Here is a 26,382-nt window from a genome sequence, read left to right as displayed (position 1 = left end):
CTGTCGCGCGGACCGCGACAGCGCAGCCGGACCGCGGGACAATACGGCCATGGGCCACCGACTCGCCGACACGAGCACCCCGGCCCGGCTCGCCGCCCCCGACGAGGGCATCGGCCGGGACGAACTGGCGCTCGCCACCCGCAACCACGGTCTGCCGCTCGAGGCGATGCGCCACGACCTCACCCCGCCCGGCCTGCACTACGTCCTCACGCACTACGACATCCCGTACGTCCCCGAGGGCACCCCCTGGCAGCTCGGGATCGGAGGCAGGGTCCGCCGCCCGCTCACCCTGACCCCGGCCGAGCTGCGCTCCCTGCCCCGGGCCACCGCCAGGGTGACGATGGAGTGCGCGGGCAACGGCCGGGCCCTGCTCACGCCCCGCCCGGTCAGCCAGCCCTGGCTGGTCGAGGCCGTCGGCACCGCCGAGTGGACCGGCGTACCGCTGCGGCTGCTGCTCGCCGAGGCCGGGGTGGAGGCCGACGCCGTCGACGTGGTGTGCACCGGCGCCGACCACGGAGTGGAGCGCGGCGTCGAACAGGACTACCAGCGGGCCCTGCCCGTCGGCGTGGCCACCGGTACCGAGCCCGAAGTCCTGGTCGCCTACGAGATGAACGGCACTCCGCTGCCCCCGCAGCACGGCCACCCGCTCCGGCTCGTCGTGCCCGGCTGGTACGGCATGGCCCAGGTGAAGTGGCTGCGCGAGATCACCGTCACCGACACGCCGTTCACCGGGTTCCAGCAGACCGTCGCCTACCGGCTCCGTCAGCACCCCGGGGACGAGGGCGAACCGGTCACCCGGATCGCGCCGCGCGCCCTGCTCGTCCCGCCCGGATTCCCGGACTTCATGTCCCGGGCCCGCGTGGTGCGGCCAGGGGCCGTGACACTGGAGGGGCGCGCCTGGTCGGGACGGGCGCCGGTGACCCGGGCCGAGGTCAGCACCGACGCTGGACAGTCCTGGCACGAGGCGGAACTCGAACCGGACGCCGGTCACCGATGGGCGTGGCGGCGCTGGCGTTTCAACTGGCGCGCGGAGCCGGGCGCGTACGTACTCAGCGCACGGGCCACCGACGCCGAGGGGCACACCCAGCCGCTGGAACAGCCCTGGAACCGGGGCGGCTTCGCCAACAACCTCGTGCAGCGGGTCGAAGTGCTGTGCCTGGACGAGGAGTCCGGGGGCTGACGTACGGCCACCGGGTGTGGTCAGGGCAGCAGCTTGTCGAGCGCCGCCGGGCCCTCCGCCTCCAGCTTGCGCCGGGCCCATTCGAGAGTGTGCGGGGTGATGTCCTTGCCCGAGGCAAGGACGAGGTCCTCCGGCGACACCTCGGTGCCGGTACGGGCATGGAGCAGGTCGTCCGGGGTGGTGCGGTCCTCGGACGACCGGGACGCGTCGGGCTGTGACGTCGGCATGATCTCTGCTCCTCGGATCCGGATCGCTGTGCGGTCCCGGTGGTGTCAACGGGTCCGCTATCACCATTCAACGCCCGGGCCGACCCTGCATCCGGAAGCGTCCGGCGCGGGCCCCGTCCGCGGTCCCCGGCGGGACGGATGCCGGGATGCCCGGATGATCCGGCAGGCGTGTAATGGGAGTAATGATCGCTCGGGGCCGGCAGGGAAGACGACGTCATGTCCACTACCCGTAACAGGCCGAAGGGCGCCCTGCGCAGGTTGGGGGAGTGGTGCGCCCGGCACTTCGTGATCGTCCTGGTGGCCTGGCTCGTGGCCCTGGTCGCCCTGCAGACCCTGAACCGGTCCTTCGGCGGGGACTACTCCGACAACTTCTCCCTGCCCGGCGTGCAGTCGCAGGAGGGCCAGGACGTCCTGAAGAAGCACGACCCGGCGGCCGGGGGTTACGGCAGCCAGATCGTTCTCCACGACGGTGACAAGGCGCTCACCTCGCTCGGCTCGCAGGTCTCCACGACCGTCACCGATCTCCAGAAGCTGCCGCACGTCCTGTCGGTGCAGAACCCGCTGTCCGCGCCCGCCTCGAAGGTCGGGCCGCTGTCGTCAGACGCGAAGACGGCCTACATCACCGTCCGCTTCGACGTTCAGCCATCGACCCTGGGCGACGGCTACCTCCACGGTGTCGACGACGCCGTACAGCCCCTGCGCGCGGCCGGCGTCGACGTCGAGTACGGCGGACAGCTCGGCGAACTCGCGCGCCCCGCCGCCGACGACCGGGTGAGCGAGTTGATCGGATTCGCTGTGGCGATCGTCGTCCTGCTCGTCGGCTTCGGCAGTGTGATCGCCGCCGGAATCCCCCTGGTGACCGCCTTGATCAGTGTGATCGGGGGGCTCGCCTGCCTCGGCCTGCTGGCCTCGGCGTTCACCTTCGCGACCGTTTCGCCCACCCTGGCCACGATGATCGGCCTGGGCGTCGGCATCGACTACGCGCTCTTCCAGCTCACCCGCCACCGCCAGAGCCTGATGGACGGGAAGGATCCGGTGCGCGCGGCCGGCGGGGCCACCGCCACCAGCGGACGGGCCGTCCTGGTCTCGGGCTGCACCGTGATCATCGCCCTGGCGGGGCTGTCCGTGTCCGGGGTCTCGTTCATCGCGAAACTCGGGCTCGCCGCCGCCGTCACGGTCGTCTCCGCCGTCCTGGGGGCCCTGACCCTGGTCCCGGCCCTGCTGGGACTGATCGGCACCCGGATCGACCGCTACCGGGTGCGCCGTCCGGTCGCCGAGACGAACGCCGCCGAGGGCGAGACGGCGCAGGGGACGTGGCACCGCTATGCCCAGCGGGTCGAGCGGCGGCCATGGCGGTACCTGGCCGCGGGCGTGACAGTCGTCGTCGTCCTGGCCATCCCGGTCTTCTCCCTCCAGCTCGGTCACATCGGTGACGGCGCCGACCCCACGTCCTTCACCGACCGGCGCGCCTACGACCGGATGACCGACGCCTTCGGCCCCGGCTCCAACGGCCCCCTCACCGTCGTCATCGACCAGACCTCCGTACCGTCGTCCCAGCGCTCGTCCCTGTCCTCCCAGGCGCAGAAGACGCTCGACGGCGTGTCCGGCGCCGCCACGGTCACCCAGCTGACCCCCACCAAGGACGGGGACGTCCTGCTCGCCACCGTCTACTCCAAGCAGTCCCCGCAGAGCGCCACCACCACCGACCTCACCAATCGCCTGGTCGACACCACCCTGCCCGCCGCGGTCACCGGCACCGACGCCAAGGGATACGTCACCGGCACGACCGCGGCCCAGGTCGACTTCCGCGACATCGTCTCCAGCCGGCTGCCGCTGATCATCGGTGTGGTCGTCGCCCTCGCCTTCCTGATCATCCTCGCCGTCTTCCGCGGACTGCTCGTCGCCCTCAAGGCGGCCGTCCTCAACGTCCTGTCCATCGCCGCCTCCTACGGCGTCGTCGTCGCCGTCTTCCAGTGGGGCTGGGGCGGTCCTGCACTCGGCGTCTCCGGCAAGGTGCCCATCGAGAGCTACGTGCCGATGATGATGTTCGCGATCATCTTCGGCCTGAGCATGGACTACGAGATCTTCCTGCTCTCCCGGATCCACGAGGCCTGGCTGCGCACCGGGGACGCCAAGGCCTCCGTCGCGCACGCGCTGGAGATCACCGCCCGGGTCATCACCTGCGCGGCCCTGATCATGGTGAGCGTCTTCGCGGCCTTCATCGTCAGCGACAACATCGTGGTCAAGATGCTCGGACTGGGTCTCGCGGTGAGTGTGCTGATCGACGCGACCGTCGTACGGCTGCTCATGGTCCCCGCCGTCATGACCCTGCTGGGACGGCACGCCTGGTGGACACCCCACTGGCTGGACCGGATGCTGCCGCACATCGACGCCGAGGGGGGCGGGGCGGTCAGCGGGGCTCCGGCTTCTCCGGCGCGAGAACGAGCATCGTGACGTCGTCCTGGAGTGCCGGGGCGTAGTGCACGAGGTCGGCCCAGACCCCCTCGACGAGATCCGGGAGGTCCCCCGGGAACCCGGTGAGCCGGTCGAGCAACGGGTAGAAGACTCCGGCGGGGTTCCGCGCCTCCCAGACCCCGTCCGAGGCCAGGAAGAGCCGGTCGCCGGGCCGCAGCGGGACGGTGACCCCGGTAGGCGGTGAGGCACCTGACAGGCCCAGACCGAGCGGGGTACCCACGGGGACGTCGAGCTCCACGGCCCGCCCGTCGCGCAGCAGAACCGGGCCGGGCTGCCCGCACGCCACGATCCGCACGGCCCTCGCTGCGACGTCGAAGTCCAGCACCACCGCCGTGGCGAACAGCTCCGAGTGCCGTACGCCCGCGGAGTCCACCGCCAGCCTGCGGTCCAGCCGCGCGGCCACCGACTCGGGATCGGGCCGGTCCAGCACCGCCTCCCGGAAGGCCCCCAGCAGCGAGGCGACGGTCGAGACGGCCGACAGCCCGTGCCCCTGCACATCGCCCATGACCACCCGCACCCCGCGGGGCCCCTCCCGGACGTCGAAGAAGTCACCCCCGACCAGCGTCCCGCGCTGCGCGGCCCGGTACAGCCCCGCACACCGCACGCCCCCGACCCGCCCCGGCAGCGGCGGCACGACGGCCCGCTGCGCGGCCTCCGCGACCGCACGCTCGGTCACCAGCTGGGCGTCCCGCCGACTCCGTACGAACGACACGACCACACTGAGCGCCGCGACGAAGCCCACGGTCAGCACATCCGTGCTGCCCGGATCGTTCAGCCGGAAAGCCGGCACGTTCAGCACGGCCAGGACGGACGCGCCGAGCACCGCGGTCGCCACAGGTCCGTACGACAGCACGGCCAGCGGCGGGATGGCGCCCAGCAGGAACCCGATGTCGAGCGGGCCGGGGCTGACGAGGGTCGCCACACACACCCCCACCAGCAGCACGGCGGGCAGCACGCGCACCCAGCCCGGCGGCGGCGCGCCCCGCAGCCAGCTCCGCCGGTCCCGGTCGCGCACTCCGCTCACACCACTACGCTGCTACGACCCGACCGGCCCCGCACCCCGAACCGCTCGCCCGGCCGCCTCTAGAACGGCGTGAGCGTCAGCCGGATCCCCGTCGGCGCCGTGTCCTGGACGTAGGAGGCGAAGTCGGCCACGTCGTCGAAGGCGAAGCCGTAGGCCTTGCCGTCCTCCGCGGCCGCGTGCATGGCCTTGGCGTAGTGGTTGGTGAGAGCGGTCCGGTAGAAGGAGGCGGGGTCGGTGGTCGGCTGGGCGGCGGTGCTCACCAGCGTCGACCGGTTGAACCCGGCACCGAGCACCGCGGCGACCGGCCCTGTCGTGCCGTCGTTGGGAGCGGCGAGCGCGCCGTCGCAGAAGAGCACGTCCCGTGTCGACGGCCGGGCGAAGGACACCTGTGCGGGCCCGTCGAACACGAGCTGCCCGCCGCGCACCCGGCCGGTGAAGGTGCCCGCGTTCGTGGTGACGGTCAGATCCCTGCCGGTGTACGTGCTCCACACCTCGTCGATGTACGGCGCGAAGTAGTCCGCCGGGAACAGGCCGGCGTCCAGACCGTGACCCGGCGCGATGACCCGCCTGTCGTCCACCACGAGGGGTGCGAACTCCTCGGCCCGGCGTACGGCGTCGAAGGCGGCGGCCCGCCCGGAGGCGCGCAGGGTGCCCGTCGTCTGGTCCCGCGCTCCGGTCAGCCGGATGCTCAGCGGCATGCTGAACATGTCCACCATGGTCGTGTTGCAGAACATGCCCGCCGAGTTGTACGTGAACTCGGCGCAGTCGTGCAGCACCGGGTAGTTGGGGTCCGAGGTCACCCAGCCGGCCGGGTACTGGAGGGCGGGGTTGCCGTTGCCGTCGGTGACGACCTTGAACTTCAGCTTCGCGCCCAGGGACACGTAGATACGGCCGGACAGGTAGGGCAGGGACAGGCTGGTCTCGCCGCTGCCCGCCAGGCCTATCGCGTAGTCGGTGTAGCCGTCGGCGCCGTTGTCGGAGAGGGCGACCGGGGCGAGGGCGCCGTCCGGGGTGACGCGGACCTGCCTGCCGTCCTGGTTGCCCACGATGTAGACGTGGACGTTCGCGTTGTCGAAGGCGCCGGTGTTGTTGACGACGGTCAGGGGCAGGGCTCCGGCCGCATTTGAGCGGTTGCCCTCGGCGAGGGCGTGGGGGGCCAGTGCGGCGACGGCGGGTGCGGCCGCCATCACCCCACCGAGGGCGAAGAGGACTTTGCGGCGGCCGAGGTGGCGCTGGTGACGAGGCGTCATGTGGGGGGTCTCCTCGGAGAATTGAGAGCGCTCTCACGATGTGGACGAGGCCCGATGGTACGGACGGCGGGCTCCACGGCATACAGAGCGGACAGCGTTTAATCCGGCCTTAAGGGCCGTTTAAGTGGCAGCCGCGGGACCGGACGTGCTCCGCGAAAACCGATGGACACCGGTCCGGACGATCCCGTAGCGTCGGCCGCCACGCCCGGAGACCAGCGGAAGGAGGCGAGTGCCGTGCAGTTCACCCTCGTTCAGCGCTCCCTCTCCGTCGCCCCGGCGTGCCTCGTCTGACCGGGAGCGCTCCACGCAGTCCGCATCCCGGAGGAATCCACCCATGACCGATCTGGTCATCCGTGCGCTCGACGAGCGCGAAGCCCCTCTCTTCGACGCCCTGCCCGACCCTCTCGGCGCCCGTGAGTCCCACCGGCTCACCCGGCACCGCCCCGACTGGAAGCGCGTCGCCCTGCGCGACGGCAAGGTCGTGGCACGCGGCGCCTGGTGGGGCGGCCCCGACGACACCGCCCCCCTCAACGTCAACTGGTTCGACGTGGCCGAAGGCGAGGAGGAGGCCGGCGCCGACCTCCTGCGCACCGCCCCCTGGCAGGTCGAGCTCGAGATGAACCTGCCCGCGGGCTGGCGCGAGGATCCGGAGCAGCGGGCCGCCGCCGAGGCCCGCTTCACCGCCGTACAGAAGGCCGGATACGAGCTCCTGGTCGAGCGGTTCCTCTACCGGTGGACGCCGGAGCGCGGACTGCCCGAGCGGCCCGGACGCCTCGAGTTCCGGCCCGAACCGGACGACGCGGTCTTCTTCGACCTGCTGCGGCGCATCCATTCCGCCACCCTCGACGCGCACGCCCTCAAGGCCATCGACGAGGACGGACTCGACCGGGCCGCCCAGGAGGAACTCGACTTCTTCCACTGGTGTCCCTCGCCGCGCGAGTGGTGGCAGATCGCCCACACCGCGCAGGGAGAGGTGGTCGGGATGCACATTCCCGCGCACAACCCGTCGGGGCCCTGTATCGGGTTCATCGGGGTGGTGCCGGAACAGCGGGGTCACGGCTATGCCTACGACCTGCTCGCCGAGTGCACCCACTACCTGGTCGAGCAGGGCGCCGAGTTCGTCTCCGCCGCGACGGACCGGGGGAACTTCCCCATGGCCGCGAACTTCGCCAAGGCGGGCTATCCCGTCGTACGGGAACGGCTGAACTACCGGCCCCGGCACGCCGGCTGAGCCTTTGTCCGGCACTGACAGCCGACCGGCTGTCGGTGCCGGGTGCCATGCTGGTCGGCGTGGTGATCGTCGGCTCGGTGCGGGAGGCGTGGTGGCGTTCGAGGGTGCGGTCTGGAAGGTACGCAGCGGTGACGAACCGGTCGGGGACATCCTGATCGACGAAGCCGACTTCCCGTGGCTGTCGGGCCGTTTCACGGCGGGACCCGGATTTGCCGGTGTGCGCGAGCTGTTCGCGCGCGAACTCGCCCTCGTGGAGGAGGACGACGAGGAGCGACGGCAGGAGTGGGAGGACGCCTACGACGAGGTCCGGCGACGTGTGTCGCTGCACGCGCCGGGCGGTCCCGTGCCCGAGTTTCTGTTGCACATCGAGGGTGACCGGGCCTGGTTCCGGTGGAGCGACGAGCCGTTCGACGAGGACGCGCCCGGAGACTGAGTCGCCGGCCTAAGTCGTGGGCGCGCCGGTTCCGGCGTCCAGCAGGGTCTCCGCCGCCACGAGGATCTCGGTGACCCGCAGACCGAACGCGGCGTCGCACGGGTGTGCCTGTCCGGTGCGGGCGGCGGCGAGCAGTCCGTCGGCGGCCCGGAGCACGGCGGCCTCGATGCCCTCGGACGATTCGGGGAGCTGGGTGACTCCGCCCGCGCCCCGCAGTTCGAGGCCCACTCCCGCGGCCGCGGGCGGAGCCGTGAGACTCAGCGTCAGGGTGCTCGACGCGCCGCCGGTGTGGCTCAGGACCAGATGGACGGTGTCCCCGGGACCGTGCGCGGCCGCCGCCACCTCACGCACCTCGCCCAGCACCGGCAGCAGCACCGACAGAGCATGGGGACCCACGTCCCACAGGGCGCCCTTCTCCTGCCGCCACGGCGAGTCGGCGAAGGGGCTGTTTTCGGTGAACACCGACCCCAGCCATTCCGCCCGCGCCGTGAACCAGCCGTCCACGCCCGCCTGTTCACCGATCCACGCCTCGGTCTCGGTGAGGAAGCGCGAGGTGAAGAACACCACCGAGGCGACCTTGGTCTCGCGGACGGCCTCGACCACCGCCCGCCCCTGCTCGACCGTCGTCGCCAGGGGCTTGTCCAGGAGCAGATGGCGCCCCGCCCGCGCGGCCCGCGCCGCGAGTTCGGCCTGCACGGCGGGCGGCAGGGCGACCGCCACGGCGTCCACGTCGGCGAGCAGCGCGTCGACATCGGCGTACGCGCGCGTGCCGTACTCGACGGCCAGCTCCTCGGCGGCCTCCGGGCGACGGCCCCATACCCCGGCGAAGTCCAGCTCCGGATGCGCGCCGAGCGCGGGGGCGTGGGCCATCCTGGCCCAGGGACCGGTGCCGAGCAGTCCGATACGCATGCCGCCGCCTCTCGCCGTACTGCGGATCCTCACGACGACCGGACTGGATCAGCCGCCGGTCGAGGCGAGGGTGTCACACCGACACGGCGTACCCGCAACCGCGTCTCGCCACCCGGGCGGCTCGGGAGCGCCACGGTCCGGGATTCAGCGACACCGTCGCTGAATGCGTTCTCATTCTTCTATTGGACCTTCGGCGCGTGCGGCGGCCACGCTGAGGAGAGCCCAGATCCGCGTGACAGGCGAAAGAGGTCCAAGGACATGCACACCCGCCGCATCGGTGATGTCGAAGTCAGCTCGATCGGACTGGGCGCCATGCCCATGTCCATCGAGGGACGACCGGACGAGGGACGCTCCATCGCCACCATCCACGCCGCGCTCGACGCGGGCGTGACCCTGATCGACACCGCCGACGCCTACCACCGGGACGCCGATGAGGTCGGCCACAACGAGACCCTGATCGCCAAGGCCCTCGCCTCCCACGACCTCGGCGGTGACGTCCTCGTCGCCACGAAGGGCGGGCATCTCCGTCCCGGGGACGGCAGCTGGACGCTCGACGGCAGCCCCCGGCATCTGAAGGAGGCCTGCGAGGCATCGCTGAGCCGGCTGGGTGTGGAGGCGATCGGGCTCTACCAGTTCCACCGTCCCGACCCCAGGGTCCCCTACGAGGAGTCCGTCGGCGCCGTGCGCGACCTCCTCGACCAGGGCAAGATCCTCAACGCCGGTATCTCCAACGCGAACCCCGACCAGATCCGGCTGGCCAACGAGATCCTCGGCGGCCGACTGGTCTCCGTGCAGAACCAGTTCTCCCCGGCCTTCCGCTCCAGCGAACCGGAACTGCGGCTGTGCGACGAACTGGGCATCGCCTTCCTGCCCTGGAGCCCCCTGGGCGGCATCTCCCGGGCGGGTGAACTGGGCTCGGGGCACGCCCCGTTCGCGCGGATCGCCGAGCAGCACGGGGTGAGCCCGCAGCGGGTCTGCCTGGCGTGGATGCTCGCCAAGTCGCCGGTGGTCGTGCCGATCCCGGGCGCGAGCCGCCCCGAGACCATCCGCGACTCGCTCGCCGCCACCGACCTCGTGCTCGGTGCGGACGAACTCGCGGAGCTGGACGCCGCCTGAACCCACGCCCGCCCGGCCCCGCCGGTGCCTTCCGCCACTTGCGGACTGGCACCGGCGATCGTGGTGTCTCTAGGATGGACTCCCTGTCCTGCCAGGCCAGTTGGCGGCACAAGCTGGGGGAAAGATGAGCACCGGTAAGAAGCTGTCCACGGAGATCGACGCCTCCGTACCCACGGCCGCGCGCATGTACGACCACTATCTGGGCGGCAAGGACAACTACGCGGCCGACCGGGCGGCCTGCGAGGCACTCGACAAGGTCGTCCCCAGCACCCGCAGGCTCGCCGTGAACAACCGGCGTTTCCTCCAGCGGGTGGTGCGGACCCTCTCGGCGGAGTACGGCATCCGGCAGTACCTGGACCACGGCTCAGGCCTGCCCACTCAGGACAACGTCCACCAGGTGGCCCAGCGCATCGACCCCACCACGCACGTGGTCTACGTCGACAACGACCCGATGGTCCTCGTCCACGGCCGGGCGCTGCTCGAGCAGGACGAGCGCACCGCCGTCATCCACGCGGACATGCGGGAGACCGATGCGATCTTCGACCACGAGGACACCCAGCGGCTGATCGACTTCTCGCAGCCCGTCGCCGTGCTGTTCAACTCCGTCATGCACTGCATCCCCGACAGCGAGACGGACGGGCCGGCCGCGGTGGTCCGCCGGGTCCGCGAGCGGCTCGCGCCCGGCAGCTTCATGGTGATGTGCCAGCTGGTCAGCGAGGACCCCGAAGTCCGCGACTTCGTCACCGACTTCATGGACAAGGCGACCCAAGGTCACTGGGGCCGGGTGCGTGAGGAGAAGGACGTCGCCGAGTGGTTCGAGGGACTGGAGATCCTCGACCCGGGTCTCGTGGAGGTCTCCACCTGGCGCCCCGACTCCGAGGTGGCCCCCCGCCAGCTCACCCACGAGTGGATCGAGTTCGGCGGCGTCGCCCGACTCGGCTGATCCGGACCCGAGCGTCCCCGGCGCGACCGGGAGGGGAGCGAATGGACCGCACCGTCCGCACGGTGGAGGACGTCCTCCAGCTCCTCGACGGCCTGTTCGCTCCCCAGGCCGATCGCTGGAGCGCGGACGCCGGTTCCTGGTGGGACGGCTTCTACGCGGACCGCTCCAAACCCGTTCCCTTCTTCGTGCCGAAGCCGGACGAGAACCTGGCGTCGTACGTCGACCGCGGCCTCGTCACCCCGGGCCGCGCCCTCGATCTGGGCTGCGGGCCGGGCCGCAACGCGCTGCACCTCGCCTCCCTCGGCTTCGAGGTCGACGCCGTCGATCTCTCACCGGCCGCCATCGCCTGGGCCAGGGAGCGTGCGCACGAGACGGCGGCCGACGTCCGCTTCGTGTGCGGCGATGCCTTCTCACTGCCGGACACCGGACTGGGCGGCCCCTACGACCTGATCTACGACTCCGGCTGCTTCCACCATCTGCCGCCGCACCGTCGCGTCAGCCACCTCGCGCTCCTGGAACGGCACCTCGCACCCGGCGGCCGCTTCGGCATCGTCTGCTTCGCCGACGGGGGCATGGGATCGGAGCTGCCGGACGCGGAGTTGTATCGCCAGGGCGGACTCGACGGCGGTCTCGCCTACTCGGCCCGGTCCCTGCGCCGGATCTTCCGCGACCTGACCGAGATCGAACTGCGGCGCATGCGCGACGAGCCACCCGACTCCTCCCGCTTCGGCGAACCCTTCCTCTGGGCAGGCCTGTTCGGCCGTGACCACTGAGAGGACTGGCGTCCGCGCCGGTTCTCAGCCGCCGTAACGCTGCTCCATCGTCTGCTGCAACAGCTTCAGCGAGGCCCGGGGTTCGAGCGCGTCGTCGGCCAGTCGGTCCAGGGCGAGCCGGTATTCCTCCGTCTCGTCCCGGTCCTCCAGGAAGTTCGCACTCTTGATGTGCTCCAGATAGACGACGTCCGGCAGATCGAGACCGCCGAAGCGGAGGTAGGTGATCGGGATGGCCGGGGCGGACGCGTTGGTCACGTCCAAGGGGACGACCTGCACCGTCACATGGGGGCGCTGGGCCATGTCGACGAGGTGCGCAAGCTGTGCCCGCATGACCTCCCGGCTGCCCAGCACCCGCAGCAGCACCGACTCGTCGATCACCGCCCACAGCTGCGGGGGGTCCGTGCGCTGCAGCAACTGCGCACGCCGCGTGCGCAGCTCGACGCGCCGCGCCACCTCGCCGGCCGCCGCGGTCGGCAGGCCGCGTTCCACCACCGCCCGCGTGTAGTCCGGGGTCTGCAGCAGGCCGGGGACGTACTGGATCTCGAAGGTACGGATCGCCGCGGCCGCCTCCTGGAGCCCGACCAGCCGGTCGAACCACTCGGGCATCAACCGCTTGTCGTACCGCTGCCACCAGCCCGGCTCACCGGCCCGCTGCAACAGCTTGAGCAGCACGGAGGCCTCGTAGTCCTCGGTGCCGTACAGCTGGAGGAGGGCGCGCACGTCGCTCTCCGACGGGGGCTTGCGGCCCTTGCCCGACTCGATGCGGGACAGCTTCGCAGGGCTGAACCCGAGGGCCCGCGCCGCCTGGTCCTGGGCGAGCCCGGCATCCTCGCGCAATCCCGTCAACTGGACGCCGACCAGCATCTTCAGCAGGGTGGGAGCCGGTTCCGACCGGTCCAGATACGGTTCCAGGCGGGAGGTGCGATGGGACGCGGCAGACATCCTGACTCCCAGTAAACCGGCACAGAGACGACTCACACTATCGCACGCAGTGTGGCCGCTCCGCATCATTCCGTAGGTGCCGGTGGCGGTACGGGAGTTGGAGCCCGCCACCGGCACCTCGAAACCCGCACCTCACAGGAGGTGGTCGAACTCACCGTCTTTCGCGCCGGCGAGGAACGCCGCGACCTCGGCCGGTGTGTAGACCAGCGCGGGACCGTCGGGATCACGGGAGTTGCGCAGCGCGACGCCGCCGTCGAAGAGTGTGGCCACTTCGACGCAGTTGCCCTCGGCGTTGCTGTGCCGGCTCTTGACCCAGCGGGCGTCGAGCGAACTCGCCCGCACTCCGTTCTGCACTGGTGGCACTGCAGTCTCCTTGCTGTTCACGTTCTTCGCCGGGCGCCGTGCCCGGCCGTGCGGGGTGGGACAGGGGTGCACAACTGGCAACCTCCGTGGCCCCACCCAATCTTCGCGCAATTTCTCGTGCAATTGCACGCGGACGCCTTCAGCGTGGATAATAGCTCCAGCGTCAACCCCTGTGGTTGCGCCCCGTCTTGACGTCGCATCAAGGAGATGCCGTGTCGTCACCTGCGAATCACGCGATCCGGCCGCCGAGCCAGGCTGTGCCGGAGGCGGGTGATGCGGGCCCGGCCGGTGAGACCTCGCGGCGTCCGGTCCCCCTCGGCAGCGCCGCGCTGCTCGTCAACTGCAGCGGGGAGGGTTTCGCCCGGGCCCGCGCCTTCACCCGCGAGACGCTGAGCTGCTGGTCCCTCGACCACCGCAGCGACGACGCCACCCTCGTGATCACCGAACTCGCGGCCAACGCCGTGGCGCACGCGGTGCTCCGGCCCGCGGCGGGCGGTGCGACCGAGGTGTGGCTGGGCTTGTCCCTGGACCCCGCCCATCTGCTGGTGACCGTCTCCGACCCCGCTGACGAGCCGCCCGCGTACGCGCCCGCCGACGTCACCGCCCTGCGGGAGCACGGCCGTGGCCTGTACATCGTCGACGCCCTGGCCGAGGAATGGGGCTGGACCTCGCGGCCCCCGGCCGGCAAGTCCGTCTGGGCCAAGCTGTCGGCCGCCCCTCCTCCCTGACATGACTGCCGTGGAAAGGTCTCACACCATGCGCACCGCTCCGGACCAACCGAGCAACGAGCGCACCAGCCGCCCCGTGCCCACGACCGGGGTGGCGCCGACCACGCCCCTCGCGGCGCTGAGCCGGGTTCCCTGGGCCGAGATCCAGGACTCCACCGGCTGTGCCGCGGCCATCCCCCTGCTCCTCAACAGCGTGGCCTGGGGTGACCCGGACACGGCCAGTGCCGCACTCGGTGACCTGCGCAAGCGCATCTGCCAGTACGGCTTCGTCGTGGAGCAGGCCACCGCCGCCACGGTCCCCTTCCTCTGGGAACTCGCTCAACTGCCCCAGGTGACCTGCCGGGCGGAGATCATCCAGCTGCTTCGGAGCATCGCCGGCGCCCGCCAGTGGGAGAGCACGGCGGCCGTCTACCCCAAGCTGCTCAACCACCGTGATAACCCCGTGGTGTGGGAGCGCCAGGCCCGTCAGGCCGTCCGCGCCAAGAGTGGCGTCCTCAGCCGGCTGATGGCCGACGAAGACAGCGAGATCGCCCACGCCACCACGGAACTCGCCCGCACTCTGGACGAGTAGGAGTCCTCTCCACCACCTGGTGTATCCCTTGCCGACGAGGGGGAGAAAGCGCTTGCCCTCACATCGGCAACCTGGGAGGACCGCCGACGATGGCCTCGTCGCTGGAGAAACCGCTCGACCACCGCTATCGGGGGGAACACCCGATACGCACACTCGCCTACCTGTTCCGCGCCGACCGTCGCCGACTGGCCGCGGCCGCCACGGTGTTCACCGTCAAGCACAGCCCGGTGTGGCTGCTGCCCCTGATCACCGCGTCCATCATCGACACCGTCGTCCAGCACCAGCCGATCTCCCGGCTCTGGACGAGTACCGGCGTCATCCTGTTCATCCTGCTGGTCAACTATCCCCTGCACCTCCTCTATGTCCGCCTCCTGTACGGCAGCGTCCGCCGCATGGGCACCACCCTGCGTTCCGCCCTGTGCACCCGCATGCAGCAGCTGTCCATCGGCTACCACTCGCGGGTCAGCGCCGGTGTGCTGCAGGCGAAGGTGGTGCGGGACGTCGAGACCGTCGAACAGATGGTGCAGCAGACCGCGGAGACCGGCCTCGGTGCGATCACCGTACTCGTCGGCGGCCTCGTCATCATCGCCGTACGGACACCGGAGTTCGTGCCGGTCTTCCTCGTCGTCGTGCCCGCCGCGGCCCTCGTCGTGGCCCGTCTCAGGGCCCGGCTGCGCACCCACAACGAACACTTCCGGCACGAGGTCGAGACCCTGTCGTCCCGCGTCACGGAGATGACCCGCCTCATCCCGGTCACCCGCGCCCACGGCCTGGAGGGCAAGGCACTGCGCCGCATGGACGGCACCCTGCGCCGCCTGCTGACCTCCGGGATGCGTCTCGATCTGGTCAACGGCCGCTTCGGCTCGCTGGCCTGGGTCGTCCTCAACGTGGTCGGCGTGCTCGTCCTCGCGGCGGCCGCGCTGGTGTCGTACTACGGCGTCTGGGGCGTCACCCCGGGCGACGTCGTGATGCTCAGCGCGTTCCTGACCACGCTCACCAACTCCACGACAACGTTGGCGGGACTCGCCCCGGTCATCACCAAGGGCCTGGAGTCCGTCCGTTCCGTCGGCGAGGTGCTCCAGGCACCCGAACTGGAGGACAACGAGGGCAAGGACCGGGTGGACTCGGTGCGCGGGGCCGTCGAATTCCAGGGCGTGGGCCACGCGTACGACAACGGGCGGCCCGCCGTGCGGGACTTCACCCTCTCCGTCACCCCTGGCGAGACCGTCGCCCTGGTCGGCGCGTCCGGCGCGGGCAAGTCCACCGTGCTCAACCTCGTCATCGGTTTCATCCGGCCCACCGCGGGACGGCTGCTGCTCGACGGGACCGACATGAACACCCTCGATCTGCGCACCTACCGGCGCTTCCTGTCCGTCGTACCGCAGGAGTCCATCCTCTTCGACGGCACGATCCGGGAGAACGTCGCCTACGGCATGGACGACGCCGACGAGGAGACGGTACGTGCGGCGCTGCGCGACGCGAACGCACTGGAGTTCGTGGACCGGCTGCCGCAGGGCCTGGACACCCTGGTCGGCGAGCGCGGCGCCCGGCTGTCCGGCGGGCAGCGCCAGCGCCTGGCCATCGCCCGGGCCCTGATCCGTGATCCGCGGGTGCTCGTCCTCGACGAGGCGACCTCGGCCCTGGACACCCGCTCCGAGGCGCTCGTCCAGCAGGCGCTGGCCCGGCTGCTGCACGGACGCACGACCTTCGTGGTCGCGCACCGGCTGTCGACCGTGCGCGGCGCCGACCGCATTGTGGTGCTGGGGGAGGGCCGGATCCTGGAGACCGGCACCCACGAGGAACTCCTGCGCCGCGGCGGGGCCTACACCGAACTGCACGCCGGACAGGTCGCCTGACGCAGGGCCCGCCCGCCGGGCATCATGCCGCGCTGCTCCGGGGCACCCGGCGGGGGCACGCCGAGTCGTGGTCGGTGCCGCAGCTCGTCCACCAGCGTTCACAGCACGCGGTGTCGAGCTCGGCGCGGACGATGTCGTCGGCGGCCTGCGCACCGGGCCCGCCGGGACCCGCCGCCCGCCTCCACATTTCGGCCAGAGCGCGCCGTTGGTCGCAGAGCACGCTCTCCCGTACGACCGCGATGACCGGGACCAGGCTCGCGGCGGCGAACAGGCATACGGCCCACGGGGGGTCGTGACGCAGCGCGAGGACGGCGGTCCAGGCCAGTCCGGTGCTCGTCGCGAGGTAGAGGGCGCTGAGGAGGCCTGCGGAGCGGTTCATGGGCGTATACCGTTCATGTGCGAGGGATGCCCCTTGTTCAACGGTTTGCGGCGCTTGGGGAAGCGGGTCCGGGCGCACGGTATTGCGCCAATCGCGTGCCGGGCGGCAGCGGATGGGATTGAGCCGGTGCAGATGGGGCATACGCAGCGAAAAATTCGAGAGAGGGGCGCTTCGTGCTCGTTCCGGACCCGAAGGCCGTCAGGACCCTGCTGACCCGGTATGCGTCATTGAGGATCGCTCAGGCGGAGAGGGAGAGACCGGCGACGGCTCGCGAGCTGGAGGACGTCAGTTACACACTGTGCGTGATGATGGGCACCACCGACGTCCGTGAAGCGGTCGCCAGGGCCGACGCCCTGCTGCCGGCCGCCGGATGTGCGGACCCGGACGGCGAGAACAGCCTGCCTCTGGCCGGGTGACACCACGCCGGCCCCGGCGGGCGGTCAGGAGCGCGCCCCCGCCGGGACGGCGTCTTTCGCGTGAAAGGCCGCGCGGTACGCCTGCGGAGTGGTGCCGACGACCCTGCGGAAGCGTTCCCTGAACGCCGTGGGGGAGCCGAACCCCGCCTGCCGCGCGATCCGTTCGACCGGGTGGCCGGTGTTCTCCAGCAGGTACTGGGCGCGCCGCACCCGGGCCCGCAGCAGCCACTGCAGAGGCGTGCTGCCCGTCTGTTCGCGGAATCGGCGGCTGAAGGTGCGCTCGCTCATTCCCGAACGGGCGGCCATCGCCCCGAGGGTGATCTCGTGGGCGAGGTTGTCCTCGACCCACTCCAGGAGGGGCTCCAGCGTCGACCCGCGGGGTACCGGCGGGTGGTCGTGCACGATGAACTGAGCCTGCCCGCCCTCTCGTTCGAGGGGCATCACCGACATCCGGGCGGCGTGCGCGGCGACGGCCGAGCCCAGGTCCCGGCGGATCATGTGCAGACACATGTCGAGTGCCGCCGCCGCACCCGCGGAGGTCAGGATCTGACCGTTGTCGACGTACAGCACGTCCGGCTGGACCTCGACGGCGGGGAAGCGCCGCGCGAGGTCGTCCGCGGCCACCCAGTGCGTGGTGGCACGCAGCCCGTCCAGGAGCCCGGCCTCCGCCAGCACGAACGCGCCCACGCACACGGACGCGATCCGGGTGCCGGCCGCCGCGGCCTCCCGCAACGCGGTCAGCGCGCGCGGGGAGGGCGGCCCGGCGGTGGGGGCGCAGCCCGGCACGATGACCGTGTCCGCCTCCGCGAGGGCGTCGAGCCCGTGCTCGACCCGCAGGGTGAAACCGCCGTCCGCACGCACCTCCGGAGACTCGGCGCACAGCCGGACGCGGTAGGCGGGGCGACCGTCGGGCAGCTGTGTCCAGTCGAACACCTGCATCGGTGCCGCCATGTCGAACGGCACCACATCGTCGAGAACCAGGATCACCACGGAGTGCATGACCGCCACGATAGGCGGATTCCCGCCAGAGCCACGACCACCGGATCAGCCGGAAATTCCCTGCCGGGGGCGTTGGCGGGAACCCGTTGGAACATGTCGTTTCAGCCCCTGTGTGATCACCCGGCGGATTCCTAGGGTGGGCGGGCACCGCCGACCGCACCGGAGAAGGACACGCCACCCCATGACCAAGTTCCTGCTCACCCTGCACGTCCTCGTCGCCATCGTCGCCGTGGGGCCGGTGACCGTCGCGGCCAGCATGTTCCCACCGGCGGCCCGCCGGGCCCACGAGGAGGAGACCGGGCTCGGCACGGTACGGCTGCTGCACCGCATCTGCCGGGTCTACGCCGGCATCGGCATCGCGGTCCCCGTCCTCGGCATCGCCACCGGAGCCGCGATGGGAGTCCTTGGCGACGCATGGCTGACCACGTCCATGGCGCTGACCGCCGCGGCTGCCGGAGTCCTCGCCGCCTTCGTCCTGCCCCGGCAGGGCGAACTGCTCGAGGAACTGACCGGACAGGGAAGCGTCGAACGCCGCAGCACCGTCCAACTGGCCATGTTCACCGGCATCTTCAACCTTCTGTGGGCGACCGTGACCGTCCTGATGATCGTCCGCCCGGGGTCCACCACCGGCGCATGACCGCCCGCGAGCCGTCAAGCCCGACGCCGGAATTCGTACGTCGGTGCGTGGAGGCGCCTAGACTCGTCAACCGTGCCCATGCGCGTGGGCCCGCGAAAACGAAAGGCGCGTTGACGGGTGTTCCAGGATTCCCCCATCTACGACCGACTGGTCGCCGAGCGCGGCGACGTCCCCGCTCTGACCCGCAGGGAGGCCGAGCGCGTACGCAGGGAACTGGAGTACGTCATGCGGCCGCTGCAGTCCCTCATGCCCCCGCCCGTCCCCGAGCGCCCGGCCTCGCCCGGTCAGGGATGGGTGCCGGCCCTTCCGCCCGCCGCCCCGCGGCCCTACTGACCCGGCCTCAGGACACCGTGGTGTTCGCCCCGTTGGCGCGCGAACGCGGGTCCTGACCGGGCCGGGCCAGCCACTCGGCGATGCTGCGCGCGATCGGCTGGCCCGTCTCCACCTCGACGAAGCCGAACTGTCCCGACTGGTTGCATTCCAGGAACCACCAGGTCCCGTCCCCGTCCTCAGCGAAGTCGAAGGCGCCGTACGCCAGTTCCGCCGCCCGGAGATAGTCCCGGACGGCCGCGGCCACCCGCGGCGGGACGTCGGTGGGCCGCCAGGAGGAGGTGGGCGGGGCGAACCGGACGTCCACCTCGTCATCGGCGCCCGTAGGTTTCCGGGCGGCCAGCAGGGTCTCACCCACGACGGTCAGGCGTATGTCGGCCCGCTTGGCGACCCGCCGTTGCAGCAGAGTGGGACCGAACGCGACAGCCGAGAAGTCGGCGTCCGGCGCGACCCGGCTGGTCGGCACCGCCCGCGGCGGGTCCTGCGGGTGCGCGCCGGAGACCGGCTTGACCACCAGGTCGGGATAGCGCTCGGCGAACTCGCGAGCGGCCTGCGGGAACGTCGTCACGATCGTGGCCGGGACGGGCAGTCCGCAGCGCTGGGCGAGCCGTAGCTGCCAGGGCTTGTGACGGGCCCGGCGGGCCGCGTCGGGGTGGTTCATCCAGCGGGCGTCACTGCCCCGGAGCATGCCGTACAGCGCCTGGGCGGACTCCTCGGTCAGCCACTCCGAGGGCGCGGCCGCCCGCGCCGCGGGGGTGCCCGGACGGCGCACCCAGATCGAGCGCAGCCCGGAGATGCCCACCAGACGGCCGCCGGCCGACAGGTGGCCGCGGAAGCTGCCGTGCACGTACTCCCCGGACAGTGCGACACCGTCGGTCAGGTCCGCCGGGTCGAGCCGGACCACCGGTACCCCCGTGGCGTTGAGGTGCACGACGACCATGTCGGCCGTCACGTCCTCTTCGCAGGTAAGAATCAAAACGGTCATCGGTCGGCGACCCGTGTTCAGTCGTCGAAGTGAGTCTTGGAGCCCGCCGTGGAGGTGGTGGTCCCCAGTTCCCTCATCAGCGCGTGGTCGCGGGCCGCGACCCGGCCGTCCATGAGCACGTTCAACTGCAGCCCGGAGTCGTAGACGTACGGAGTGGTCGCCTCCAACGTCGCTGCCGGACGTGCGTAGTTGAGCGCGAACGGTTGCATCTTCTCTCCCTCGCCGGTACTGCCTCTCGCAGACGGCCTCTCCCCACGACGCCGTCAGGTCAGCCGACTTCCTTCGGCTTCCAGAGACTTATACGAATCGAACGAGTGATTGGTTTCCTTACACTGCGTAATCACGGTCGGCGGGACGTCTCCCGGTCCCGCTCGTCGAGCCGCAGCGCCGCCCGGTCGGCGGGGGAGCCGCGCAGAGTGCGCAGGGCGAGCAACAGGACGCCGATGTCGTCGAGGTACACCGGGTCCGGCACCAGATCGGTGGGCAGCACGAAGTACAACAGGGCGCCCCAGAAGACCCAGCGTGGCCCGGTGGGAAGTCCCGCCCGTCGCAGACCGCGCCGGGTTCTCACGAGCCGCACCAGCAGTCCCACGGCCACCGCCAGCGCCAGCGCCGCGAGCACAGCGACGACGACGATCAGTGCTGTGGTCGAATCCACGGGCCGACCTCCTCCTCCGGGCGCCGTGCGGCGCGCTGTCTGACGGATTCCCGCATCCGGTCCCGCTAAGGCTCGCCCAGGGGCGGCACTCACACCCATGGCTCATCCGAGTGGCACGCCGTCGTGCACCCGCTTACGAATGGGTCATCTCAGCGTCGCGGTCGCACGACGGGGGCGCGTGGGAGCGACCGCACTCTTTGTCTGGTGTCTGGAGCAGAGCATGACCACCGGCCCGTCAGCAGCTAACCCGAACGATTCCGCCATACCGCTGGACGGGTCGTACGGCGATCCCGTCGGCGACCTGGTGCGTGCCGCCGTGGCCGACCGTCCCCTGGAGGATGTCGTCCACCTCATCACCCTGCTGGAAGAGTCGCCCCAGTACGCGCAGGCCACGGGTGCGGCCCTGCGTGCCGTCGGCGTGGACCGGTCCGTGGAGGACGTCACCCGGCTCGTCGCCCTGCTGACCCGGCCGCCACGGGACCCTGGCGGCGCCGACGAGGCGATCCGGGCCGCCGCCGAGTCCCGTCCCGTGGAGGAGGTGACCCGCCTGGTGGCCCTGTTGAACCGGTCCGAGCTGCAGCCCCACTGCGGTCAGGAGGCGATGCGCGCGGCGGCGACCGGCCGCCCCGTGGAGGAGCTCGTCGAGCTCATCGGGCGGCTGGCGACGGAAAGGCCTCCGCCGCCCCCGCAGCCGTCGTACGAGGCGTACGACGGGGAGGGACGGCCCGCACCGGAGCTGCCCTGGATGCCGGGTCTGAGTGTGTTCCCGGCCCTGCCGCCGCATCCCCCCGCGCCGAGGTGGCCCCGAAAGGCACCGGCGTGGCCGGGCAGGCTCGCCGCCCTGGCACTGCTGGTCTGCGGTGTCCTGTGCTTCCCCGTCCACCAGGACGGGGCGTCCCTGCAGGTGTACGGATTCGCGCTCGGGGTGTCGTTCCTGTGCGTCCTGCTCGCCGTGCTGATGATCCGGCCCACCCTCCCGGTTCTGGTCTTCGCGGTCGTCGTGCCGGCCGGGGTGGCCGCGGGCCAGTTGCTCTACGGGCGGTTCCGCTCCGAGGGGCTCGCCCGGGCCCTGGAGTTGCCGCTCGCGCCGGCCTGGCTCGCGGGGACGGTGGCCGCGTGCGCGTCGCTGGCCGCGCTGGCCGCTCTGGTGGTGCACCTCGCGTCGCCGACACCGCCGAACGGCGTCCTGACGGAGCGGCGGACGGCGGAGCCGGTCCGTGAGGCGGCCGACGCTCCGCTGGCTCCTTAGCTCGCCGAGGAGCCGACCCTCTCCCGGACGCCGCTCAGCACGCGGTCCGGTGTGAGGGGCAGCTCGCGCAGGCGCACGCCGGTGGCGTGGAAGACGGCGTTGCCGATCGCGGCCGCCGTCCCCACGATGCCGATCTCGCCGATCCCTTTGCTGCCCATGGGGTTGAGGCGGGTGTCGTCCTCGTCGATCCAGTGCGCCTCGATGTCGGGCACGTCGGCGTGCGTGGGCACGTGGTACGCGGCCGGATCGGACTCGGCGAAGTCACCGAACGCGGCGTCCAGTGTGCTGCCCTCGGTCAGTGCCATGCCGAGCCCCATGGTCATGCCGCCGACGAACTGCGAGCGGGCGGTACGGGAGTTGAGAATGTGCCCGGCGGCATACACCCCCAGCAGCCTTCGGACCCGGGTCTCGCCGGTGACCGTGTCGACGGCGACCTCCGCGAAGTGGGCGCCGAAGGCGTGCCGGGCGAACGGGCTGTCGGCGTCCGCCCGGCCGGCCGTGTCGGCGCGGACCTCGATCCCCTCAGCCGGCAGCGGCCCTTCGGCCAGGCGTTCCGCGAGCCGGGTGCACGCCTCGTGCACCGCCCAGCCCCAGGAGGCGGTGCCCGACGAGCCGCCGGCCAGTGACGCGGCGGGCAGGTCGCTGTTGCCCACGTCGGTCCGCACGCGGGCCACCGGCACGGCGAGCGCGTCCGCGGCGATCTGCGCGAGCACGGTCCGGGCGCCCGTGCCTATGTCGGTGGCGTTGATCCGTACGAGGAAGGTCCCGTCGGGCAGCGCCCGTGCCACCGCCGTGGACGAATGCACCAGCACGGGATACGTGGCGGCCGCGACCCCCGACCCCACGAGCAGCGGGCCCTCGGCGCGGGAGCGCGGCCGTGGGTCCCGCTCGGCCCAGTCGAAGCGCCGGGCGCCCGCGCGCAGACACTCGACCAGGTGCCTGCTGCTGAAGGGCTTGCCGCTGTCGGGCTCGGTGCCCGGCTCGTTGACGATCCTCAACTCCACCGGATCCATGCCGAGTTCGGTCGCCAGTTCGTCCATGGCCGACTCCAGGGCGTACATGCCGGGAGCCTCGCCGGGGGCACGCATCCAGGACGGGGTGGGCACGTCGAGTGGTGCCATGCGGTGCGTCGTCACCGACCTGCCGGAGGCCGTCGGACCGTCCCCGGAGGGCCTGGCCGCGGTGCGCGCCACCCTCGACGGTCTCCTCGGCCGGGCCGTTCCGCTCGATTGGAGCGACGAGCACTACGCCCGTGCCGCCACCGGACGCACGCCGCTCACGGACCCCGAACGCCGCGCCCTCGGAGCCGACGCGGACCGCTTCCCGCTGTTCAGCTGATCTGCCTCTTCAGCTGATCTGCTGGTCCGAGTCCTCGTCGCGGGCCGCGGGCTTCGAGGTGCCCTTCCAGCGTCCGAACGTCCGGGACAGCTGCTGCAACGGCGAGGTGGCCTCCGGATCGGCACGGGGCTCCGGCGCCGGGGCGTTCTCGCGGTAGATCGCCAGCGCCTCGTTCGCCCGCTCTGCGGCCTCCCGGTACAGGTCCCGGGACTTCGTCATGGCCTCCAGCGCATCGGCGTACATCGTCACGAGCGCGCGCTCGCGTGCGAGTTCCTCCTGCAGCGTCAGCAGCTGCCACTGCTCCCGCAGAGCGGTCACCGCCGCCCAGGCGTCGTCCGGCAGCGGCTTGGGCATCATGGCGTAGCGCGTCACGGTCGCGATGAGCTCGGAGGGCTCCGAGCCGTCGAGGAACACACTGCGTACGGAGAAGTCCTGGCCGTCGTAGCCGGGCGGCACCGGCGTCCCGGGCAGCACCACGGCACCGCCGCGCGGCACCTCCACGCCGAAGTCCTTCACGGCCCAGTTCAGGACCCGCAGCTGGTGCGGCTGCGCCCGGTGCTCGACCACGCGGTGGCGCAGACCGGGCGGCACCATGTCCGCCAGCGGGCGTCGGCCGCGCTGGTCGGTGGTCATGGCCTCGTGGACGACGACATGCACGGCCCAGCTGCCCCGCACGGCCTGCCGGAGCAGTCGCCGTACGTCCTTGTCCTCCTCGGGCAGCACACTCAGGTCCCTCAGGCGCAGCCCCGTGGCGGCGTCACGGTCCCAGAAGACGTCCGCGCTGTCGGGCCAGAACATGGTCGCGGGCGACGGCCACCGCAGATCCCACGGCTGCTCCGCCTCGGCCGCCAGTACCCACTCCTGTCCGCCGCTCGACACGGGGGCGAGCGAGAGCCGGGCCCGGACGGTCACCTCGTCGGCGACCCGCCAGCGGGCCTCGAAGATCCGTTCCGGGGCGTCCCCGGTGCCGGACGGCTCCTGGAAGTCGTCGAGGTCCGCGCTCTCCTTCAGTCGCTCCAGGTGGTGGCGCAGGACGTCGGCCGCGTCGGATCCGAGATGGCGGCCGCGGGCCAGCCAGACGGTGGGAGGTGCCGTGGGGTCTGCCGTGCGAGTTCTTGACATGGGTCCATCTGTGAGAAGGAGTGGTGCGTGCCGGGGCCAAGTATCGTCGCCGCCGGCCCCTACGGACCAGGCGGGGTCCGGCGGGCGGGCACGTCCGGTGTGCCGTGCCCGCCGACCCATGATCTGCCCCGCGCACACGGGGCGCACACGCTCCACACCGAGCAACCCCGCTTCACTCGTGCCCGGTCCGGAACCCCCCACGCCAAAATGACCCCCCGAACAGGGCCCGCCCACCATCCGCATTGGGGCGGGCCCTGTTCGCGGTTCCCACCCGATCGTGCGTTTCGGCTCGCTGAATATATCGGGAGCCGATATATTCTTGTTCCATGGCATCGAGGAACATGACACAGGCGGCGTTCTTCGTTCTGACCGCCCTCGCCGATCAGCCACGGCACGGCTACGGCATCCTGCGCGAGGTCGAGGAACTGTCCGAGGGGGCCGTGCAGATGCGCGTCGGCACCCTCTACGGCGTACTGGACCGGCTCACCGCCGACGAACTGATCGTGCTGGACCGCGAGGAGGTGCAGCAGGGCCGGCTCCGGCGCTACTACCGCCTCACCGACGAGGGCACCGCGGCCCTGGACGCCGAGGCGGAGCGGCTGGCCGCCGGAGCGAGCGCCGCCAAGAAGCGCATCGCCGAGGGACGGCGTACCCCCGGCAGTGCTCCTGGAACGACCGGCGCGCCCGGCACGGGCCACGGACTCGCCGGAGGTCTGGCATGACGACGCTGCTCGAGGCCCGTTACCGCGCCGTCCTGCGCCTGCTGCCCGCCTACTACCGGCGCGAGCGCGAGGAGGAGATGGTCGAGACCTACCTGTGGGACGTCGACCAGGAGACCCAGGATCAGAGCCGGCCCACCCTCGGGGAGGTGGCGAGCATCGTCGCGCTGGCCGTGCGCAGCAGGCTCGGTGCGGGCGGCGCGCCCCGCCGGTACGCCGTGCTCGGCTCGGCCGTCCGCCTCTTCGCGCTCTCCGCCGTCCTGCTGCAGGCGGCGTCCGCCGTGGTCGACCGGGTTCTGGGACTGACCTGGGTGTCGACCCGTGGCGGGAGCCAATGGGACTTGTTCACGGACGGCTTCACCGGTCACGGCGTGTGGGCCGGCGCCGTCGCGGCCGCCCAGTGGTTCCTGCCGCTGCTCTGGACGGTCGCCTACTTCGCCCTTCTGCGCGACCGCCGCCGCCTCGCCCAGGCCTCCGCGCTCGTGGCGGCCCTGCCGACGCTCCTGCCGCTGGTCGATCTCTGGGCTCGCGACTTCGCCCCCTCGGACTCCGCCTACGTCGTCGCGGCCGCCGTGCTGGCCTGTTCGACGGCGCTGGCACTCTGTGCGGCCCACCACCGCGACGCGCCCCCGGCGGCTCTTCCCGCGGGCGCGCCCGGGCTGGTCTTCGCCGCCTGCTGTGTGTTGATGGGCGGCTCGGTGGTGGCACTGCCCGGCGGGGTCGACACCGTCTGGGCGCTCGTCACGTGCTACCTCGTGACGGCCCTCGCCTGGCTGCTGTACCGCGTGCGGGGCGAGAACCGCCTCCCCGCCGAAGAGGCTGCCGCCCTCGCGGCGCTGGGTCTGCTCCTCCTGGCGGTCCGCATCGCCGCGGTCTACCCGTGGCTCGACGTCCTGCCCGGCCCGCTGCGCGTAGGTGTCCTGACCCAGGCGGCGGCCCTGGTCGCACTGACCGCCGCGCTGGCCGTCGTCAGCGGACGCGGCCTGGTCAGCCGTGGTACGTGATGTACCCGTTGCCGTCGCGGTCGTTGGCGCTCTTGGTGTACGCGTGGGTGTCGGCGTGGCTGCCCGACGGCTTGTACAGGTAGATCGTGTCCTTGTCGTTGTTCCACATGAAGTTGCAGTTGTCGCGGTACACGACGTTCTTCGCGTCCGAGTCGTCACCGCGCCCACCGCGGAGCTTGACGTAGTCGCCGGGCTGGAGGGAGTGACTGGCGGTGAAGGTGAACTTGTTGCCCGCCGCGTCCTTCACGACGTACCCCTTGAGGTTCACCGTCGCGGTCCGCGAGTAGTTCTTGATCGTCAGGTACTCCTCGTCGGTGTTGCCGGTGGCGCAGCTGTTGGAGTCCCGGCCCGGGGCGTCGTACTGGACGCCCTTGATCTTCAGTGCCGACGAGTACTCGGCGGCGTGGGCCGGGACCGCGGCCAGCACGGTCAGCGCGCCTGCGGCCGCGACCACGGCTATGTGTCCTCTGCGCATGGAAAAGCCCCCCTGTGAAGGTCTCGTGAAGAAGACCTGGAGCGTATACA

30 protein-coding genes and 1 pseudogene are annotated in these 26,382 nt (G+C 71.5%); 17 read left to right on the top strand and 14 right to left on the bottom strand.

Annotation, left to right across the window (positions count from 1 at the left end; genetic code table 11):
* Positions 1–49 precede the first annotated feature (49 nt).
* Positions 50–1,180, top strand: a complete 1,131-nt coding sequence (locus AQJ46_RS03610; protein WP_059204148.1) for a sulfite oxidase — start codon at positions 50–52, stop codon at positions 1,178–1,180.
* 20 nt (positions 1,181–1,200) lie between these two features.
* Here AQJ46_RS03610 and AQJ46_RS03605 read toward each other — a convergent pair whose 3' ends face one another.
* Entirely contained in the window at positions 1,201–1,407 is a 207-nt protein-coding gene (locus tag AQJ46_RS03605) for a hypothetical protein (protein ID WP_059204147.1), read from the bottom strand.
* Positions 1,408–1,623: 216 nt separating this feature from the next.
* Between AQJ46_RS03605 and AQJ46_RS03600 the strand changes: the two genes are divergently transcribed.
* Positions 1,624–3,861 (top strand): MMPL family transporter, encoded by a 2,238-nt coding sequence (locus AQJ46_RS03600; RefSeq protein WP_059204146.1) that lies wholly within the window; start codon positions 1,624–1,626, stop codon positions 3,859–3,861.
* On the opposite strand, the gene AQJ46_RS03595 is transcribed toward AQJ46_RS03600, so the two are convergent.
* Both AQJ46_RS03595 and AQJ46_RS03590 read right to left on the bottom strand, forming a co-directional pair.
* Entirely contained in the window at positions 3,818–4,897 is a 1,080-nt protein-coding gene (locus AQJ46_RS03595; protein WP_059204145.1) for a PP2C family protein-serine/threonine phosphatase, read from the bottom strand. The two genes, AQJ46_RS03600 and AQJ46_RS03595, sit on opposite strands and share 44 nt — an antisense overlap.
* A 68-nt stretch (positions 4,898–4,965) precedes the next feature.
* Entirely contained in the window at positions 4,966–6,156 is a 1,191-nt protein-coding gene (locus AQJ46_RS03590; protein ID WP_059204144.1) for a glycoside hydrolase family 64 protein, read from the bottom strand.
* 334 nt (positions 6,157–6,490) lie between these two features.
* Between AQJ46_RS03590 and AQJ46_RS03585 the strand changes: the two genes are divergently transcribed.
* Positions 6,491–7,387: a GNAT family N-acetyltransferase gene (locus AQJ46_RS03585; protein WP_059204143.1), complete on the top strand. Its 897-nt coding sequence runs from the start codon at positions 6,491–6,493 to the stop codon at positions 7,385–7,387.
* Between the two features lie 91 nt (positions 7,388–7,478).
* On the top strand, positions 7,479–7,820 hold the full coding sequence (locus tag AQJ46_RS03580) for a hypothetical protein (protein WP_059204142.1): 342 nt from the start codon (positions 7,479–7,481) through the stop codon (positions 7,818–7,820).
* Positions 7,821–7,829: 9 nt separating this feature from the next.
* Here AQJ46_RS03580 and AQJ46_RS03575 read toward each other — a convergent pair whose 3' ends face one another.
* Complete coding sequence (locus AQJ46_RS03575) at positions 7,830–8,729, bottom strand: Gfo/Idh/MocA family protein (RefSeq protein WP_059204141.1); 900 nt, start codon at positions 8,727–8,729, stop codon at positions 7,830–7,832.
* Positions 8,730–8,987: 258 nt separating this feature from the next.
* Here AQJ46_RS03575 and AQJ46_RS03570 point away from each other — a divergent pair, with 258 nt between their 5' ends.
* The 3 genes from AQJ46_RS03570 to AQJ46_RS03560 all read left to right on the top strand — a co-directional run bounded on the left by AQJ46_RS03570 (position 8,988) and on the right by AQJ46_RS03560 (position 11,561).
* Positions 8,988–9,845, top strand: coding sequence for an aldo/keto reductase (locus tag AQJ46_RS03570; RefSeq protein ID WP_059204140.1), 858 nt, complete (start codon positions 8,988–8,990; stop codon positions 9,843–9,845).
* A 124-nt stretch (positions 9,846–9,969) separates the two neighbouring features.
* Positions 9,970–10,788, top strand: coding sequence for an SAM-dependent methyltransferase (locus AQJ46_RS03565; RefSeq protein WP_059204139.1), 819 nt, complete (start codon positions 9,970–9,972; stop codon positions 10,786–10,788).
* Positions 10,789–10,829: 41 nt separating this feature from the next.
* Entirely contained in the window at positions 10,830–11,561 is a 732-nt protein-coding gene (locus AQJ46_RS03560; protein WP_059204138.1) for a class I SAM-dependent methyltransferase, read from the top strand.
* 24 nt (positions 11,562–11,585) lie between these two features.
* On the opposite strand, the gene AQJ46_RS03555 is transcribed toward AQJ46_RS03560, so the two are convergent.
* Both AQJ46_RS03555 and AQJ46_RS03550 read right to left on the bottom strand, forming a co-directional pair.
* Complete coding sequence (locus AQJ46_RS03555; RefSeq protein ID WP_059204137.1) at positions 11,586–12,503, bottom strand: helix-turn-helix domain-containing protein; 918 nt, start codon at positions 12,501–12,503, stop codon at positions 11,586–11,588.
* A 132-nt stretch (positions 12,504–12,635) separates the two neighbouring features.
* Positions 12,636–12,866 carry a DUF397 domain-containing protein gene (locus AQJ46_RS03550; protein ID WP_057613080.1) on the bottom strand — a complete coding sequence of 77 codons (231 nt, stop codon included), beginning with the start codon at positions 12,864–12,866 and terminating at the stop codon, positions 12,636–12,638.
* 212 nt (positions 12,867–13,078) lie between these two features.
* Here AQJ46_RS03550 and AQJ46_RS03545 point away from each other — a divergent pair, with 212 nt between their 5' ends.
* The 3 genes from AQJ46_RS03545 (at position 13,079) to AQJ46_RS03535 (ending at position 16,021) form a co-directional block, all read left to right on the top strand.
* Complete coding sequence (locus tag AQJ46_RS03545; protein WP_059204136.1) at positions 13,079–13,594, top strand: ATP-binding protein; 516 nt, start codon at positions 13,079–13,081, stop codon at positions 13,592–13,594.
* Positions 13,595–13,622: 28 nt separating this feature from the next.
* The gene (locus AQJ46_RS03540; RefSeq protein ID WP_059204135.1) at positions 13,623–14,165 is read left to right on the top strand and encodes a hypothetical protein; all 543 of its coding nucleotides are present in this window, start codon (positions 13,623–13,625) and stop codon (positions 14,163–14,165) included.
* Positions 14,166–14,254: 89 nt separating this feature from the next.
* Positions 14,255–16,021, top strand: coding sequence for an ABC transporter ATP-binding protein (locus AQJ46_RS03535; protein ID WP_059204134.1), 1,767 nt, complete (start codon positions 14,255–14,257; stop codon positions 16,019–16,021).
* 22 nt (positions 16,022–16,043) lie between these two features.
* Here the strand turns inward: AQJ46_RS03535 and AQJ46_RS03530 are convergent, their stop codons facing one another.
* Entirely contained in the window at positions 16,044–16,400 is a 357-nt protein-coding gene (locus AQJ46_RS03530; RefSeq protein ID WP_057613084.1) for a hypothetical protein, read from the bottom strand.
* A gap of 173 nt (positions 16,401–16,573) precedes the next feature.
* Between AQJ46_RS03530 and AQJ46_RS03525 the strand changes: the two genes are divergently transcribed.
* A complete protein-coding gene (locus tag AQJ46_RS03525) occupies positions 16,574–16,816 on the top strand; it encodes a DUF5133 domain-containing protein (RefSeq protein ID WP_057613085.1) in 243 nt (80 codons plus the stop codon).
* Positions 16,817–16,840: 24 nt separating this feature from the next.
* On the opposite strand, the gene AQJ46_RS03520 is transcribed toward AQJ46_RS03525, so the two are convergent.
* Positions 16,841–17,815 carry a GlxA family transcriptional regulator gene (locus AQJ46_RS03520; RefSeq protein WP_059204416.1) on the bottom strand — a complete coding sequence of 325 codons (975 nt, stop codon included), beginning with the start codon at positions 17,813–17,815 and terminating at the stop codon, positions 16,841–16,843.
* A 181-nt stretch (positions 17,816–17,996) separates the two neighbouring features.
* On the opposite strand from AQJ46_RS03520, the gene AQJ46_RS03515 reads away from it, so the two are divergent.
* Both AQJ46_RS03515 and AQJ46_RS03510 read left to right on the top strand, forming a co-directional pair.
* Positions 17,997–18,452: a hypothetical protein gene (locus tag AQJ46_RS03515; protein WP_059204133.1), complete on the top strand. Its 456-nt coding sequence runs from the start codon at positions 17,997–17,999 to the stop codon at positions 18,450–18,452.
* A 117-nt stretch (positions 18,453–18,569) separates the two neighbouring features.
* Complete coding sequence (locus AQJ46_RS03510; RefSeq protein ID WP_037713967.1) at positions 18,570–18,785, top strand: hypothetical protein; 216 nt, start codon at positions 18,570–18,572, stop codon at positions 18,783–18,785.
* Between the two features lie 7 nt (positions 18,786–18,792).
* On the opposite strand, the gene tgmB is transcribed toward AQJ46_RS03510, so the two are convergent.
* The 3 genes from tgmB to AQJ46_RS03495 all read right to left on the bottom strand — a co-directional run bounded on the left by tgmB (position 18,793) and on the right by AQJ46_RS03495 (position 20,425).
* Positions 18,793–19,767 (bottom strand): ATP-grasp ribosomal peptide maturase, encoded by a 975-nt coding sequence (gene tgmB / locus AQJ46_RS03505; protein ID WP_059204132.1) that lies wholly within the window; start codon positions 19,765–19,767, stop codon positions 18,793–18,795.
* A 17-nt stretch (positions 19,768–19,784) separates the two neighbouring features.
* The gene (tgmA, locus tag AQJ46_RS03500; protein WP_031037338.1) at positions 19,785–19,976 is read right to left on the bottom strand and encodes a putative ATP-grasp-modified RiPP; all 192 of its coding nucleotides are present in this window, start codon (positions 19,974–19,976) and stop codon (positions 19,785–19,787) included.
* A gap of 131 nt (positions 19,977–20,107) precedes the next feature.
* Positions 20,108–20,425, bottom strand: coding sequence for a YkvA family protein (locus AQJ46_RS03495; protein WP_059204131.1), 318 nt, complete (start codon positions 20,423–20,425; stop codon positions 20,108–20,110).
* Positions 20,426–20,645: 220 nt separating this feature from the next.
* Between AQJ46_RS03495 and AQJ46_RS03490 the strand changes: the two genes are divergently transcribed.
* Positions 20,646–21,674, top strand: coding sequence for a hypothetical protein (locus tag AQJ46_RS03490; RefSeq protein ID WP_059204130.1), 1,029 nt, complete (start codon positions 20,646–20,648; stop codon positions 21,672–21,674).
* Here AQJ46_RS03490 and AQJ46_RS03485 read toward each other — a convergent pair.
* Positions 21,671–22,813: pseudogene (locus AQJ46_RS03485) on the bottom strand (xanthine dehydrogenase family protein molybdopterin-binding subunit); the annotation flags it as partial. The gene AQJ46_RS03490 and the pseudogene AQJ46_RS03485 overlap by 4 nt on opposite strands.
* Here AQJ46_RS03485 and AQJ46_RS51710 point away from each other — a divergent pair.
* Complete coding sequence (locus tag AQJ46_RS51710) at positions 22,794–23,012, top strand: hypothetical protein (RefSeq protein WP_225887226.1); 219 nt, start codon at positions 22,794–22,796, stop codon at positions 23,010–23,012. The pseudogene AQJ46_RS03485 and the gene AQJ46_RS51710 sit on opposite strands and share 20 nt — an antisense overlap.
* A 9-nt stretch (positions 23,013–23,021) precedes the next feature.
* Here the strand turns inward: AQJ46_RS51710 and AQJ46_RS03480 are convergent, their stop codons facing one another.
* On the bottom strand, positions 23,022–24,134 hold the full coding sequence (locus AQJ46_RS03480; protein ID WP_059204129.1) for a hypothetical protein: 1,113 nt from the start codon (positions 24,132–24,134) through the stop codon (positions 23,022–23,024).
* Between the two features lie 341 nt (positions 24,135–24,475).
* On the opposite strand from AQJ46_RS03480, the gene AQJ46_RS03475 reads away from it, so the two are divergent.
* Both AQJ46_RS03475 and AQJ46_RS03470 read left to right on the top strand, forming a co-directional pair.
* Positions 24,476–24,856, top strand: coding sequence for a PadR family transcriptional regulator (locus AQJ46_RS03475; protein WP_059204128.1), 381 nt, complete (start codon positions 24,476–24,478; stop codon positions 24,854–24,856).
* Positions 24,853–25,857, top strand: a complete 1,005-nt coding sequence (locus AQJ46_RS03470) for a hypothetical protein (RefSeq protein ID WP_059204127.1) — start codon at positions 24,853–24,855, stop codon at positions 25,855–25,857. The genes AQJ46_RS03475 and AQJ46_RS03470 overlap by 4 nt, the downstream gene beginning before the upstream one ends.
* On the opposite strand, the gene AQJ46_RS03465 is transcribed toward AQJ46_RS03470, so the two are convergent.
* Complete coding sequence (locus tag AQJ46_RS03465) at positions 25,841–26,332, bottom strand: lamin tail domain-containing protein (RefSeq protein WP_059204126.1); 492 nt, start codon at positions 26,330–26,332, stop codon at positions 25,841–25,843. The genes AQJ46_RS03470 and AQJ46_RS03465 overlap by 17 nt on opposite strands.
* Positions 26,333–26,382 lie beyond the last annotated feature (50 nt).

It is taken from the genome of Streptomyces canus (assembly GCF_001514145.1).
GTDB lineage: Bacteria > Actinomycetota > Actinomycetes > Streptomycetales > Streptomycetaceae > Streptomyces > Streptomyces canus.
This window is presented reverse-complemented; position numbering and strand designations above follow the sequence as displayed.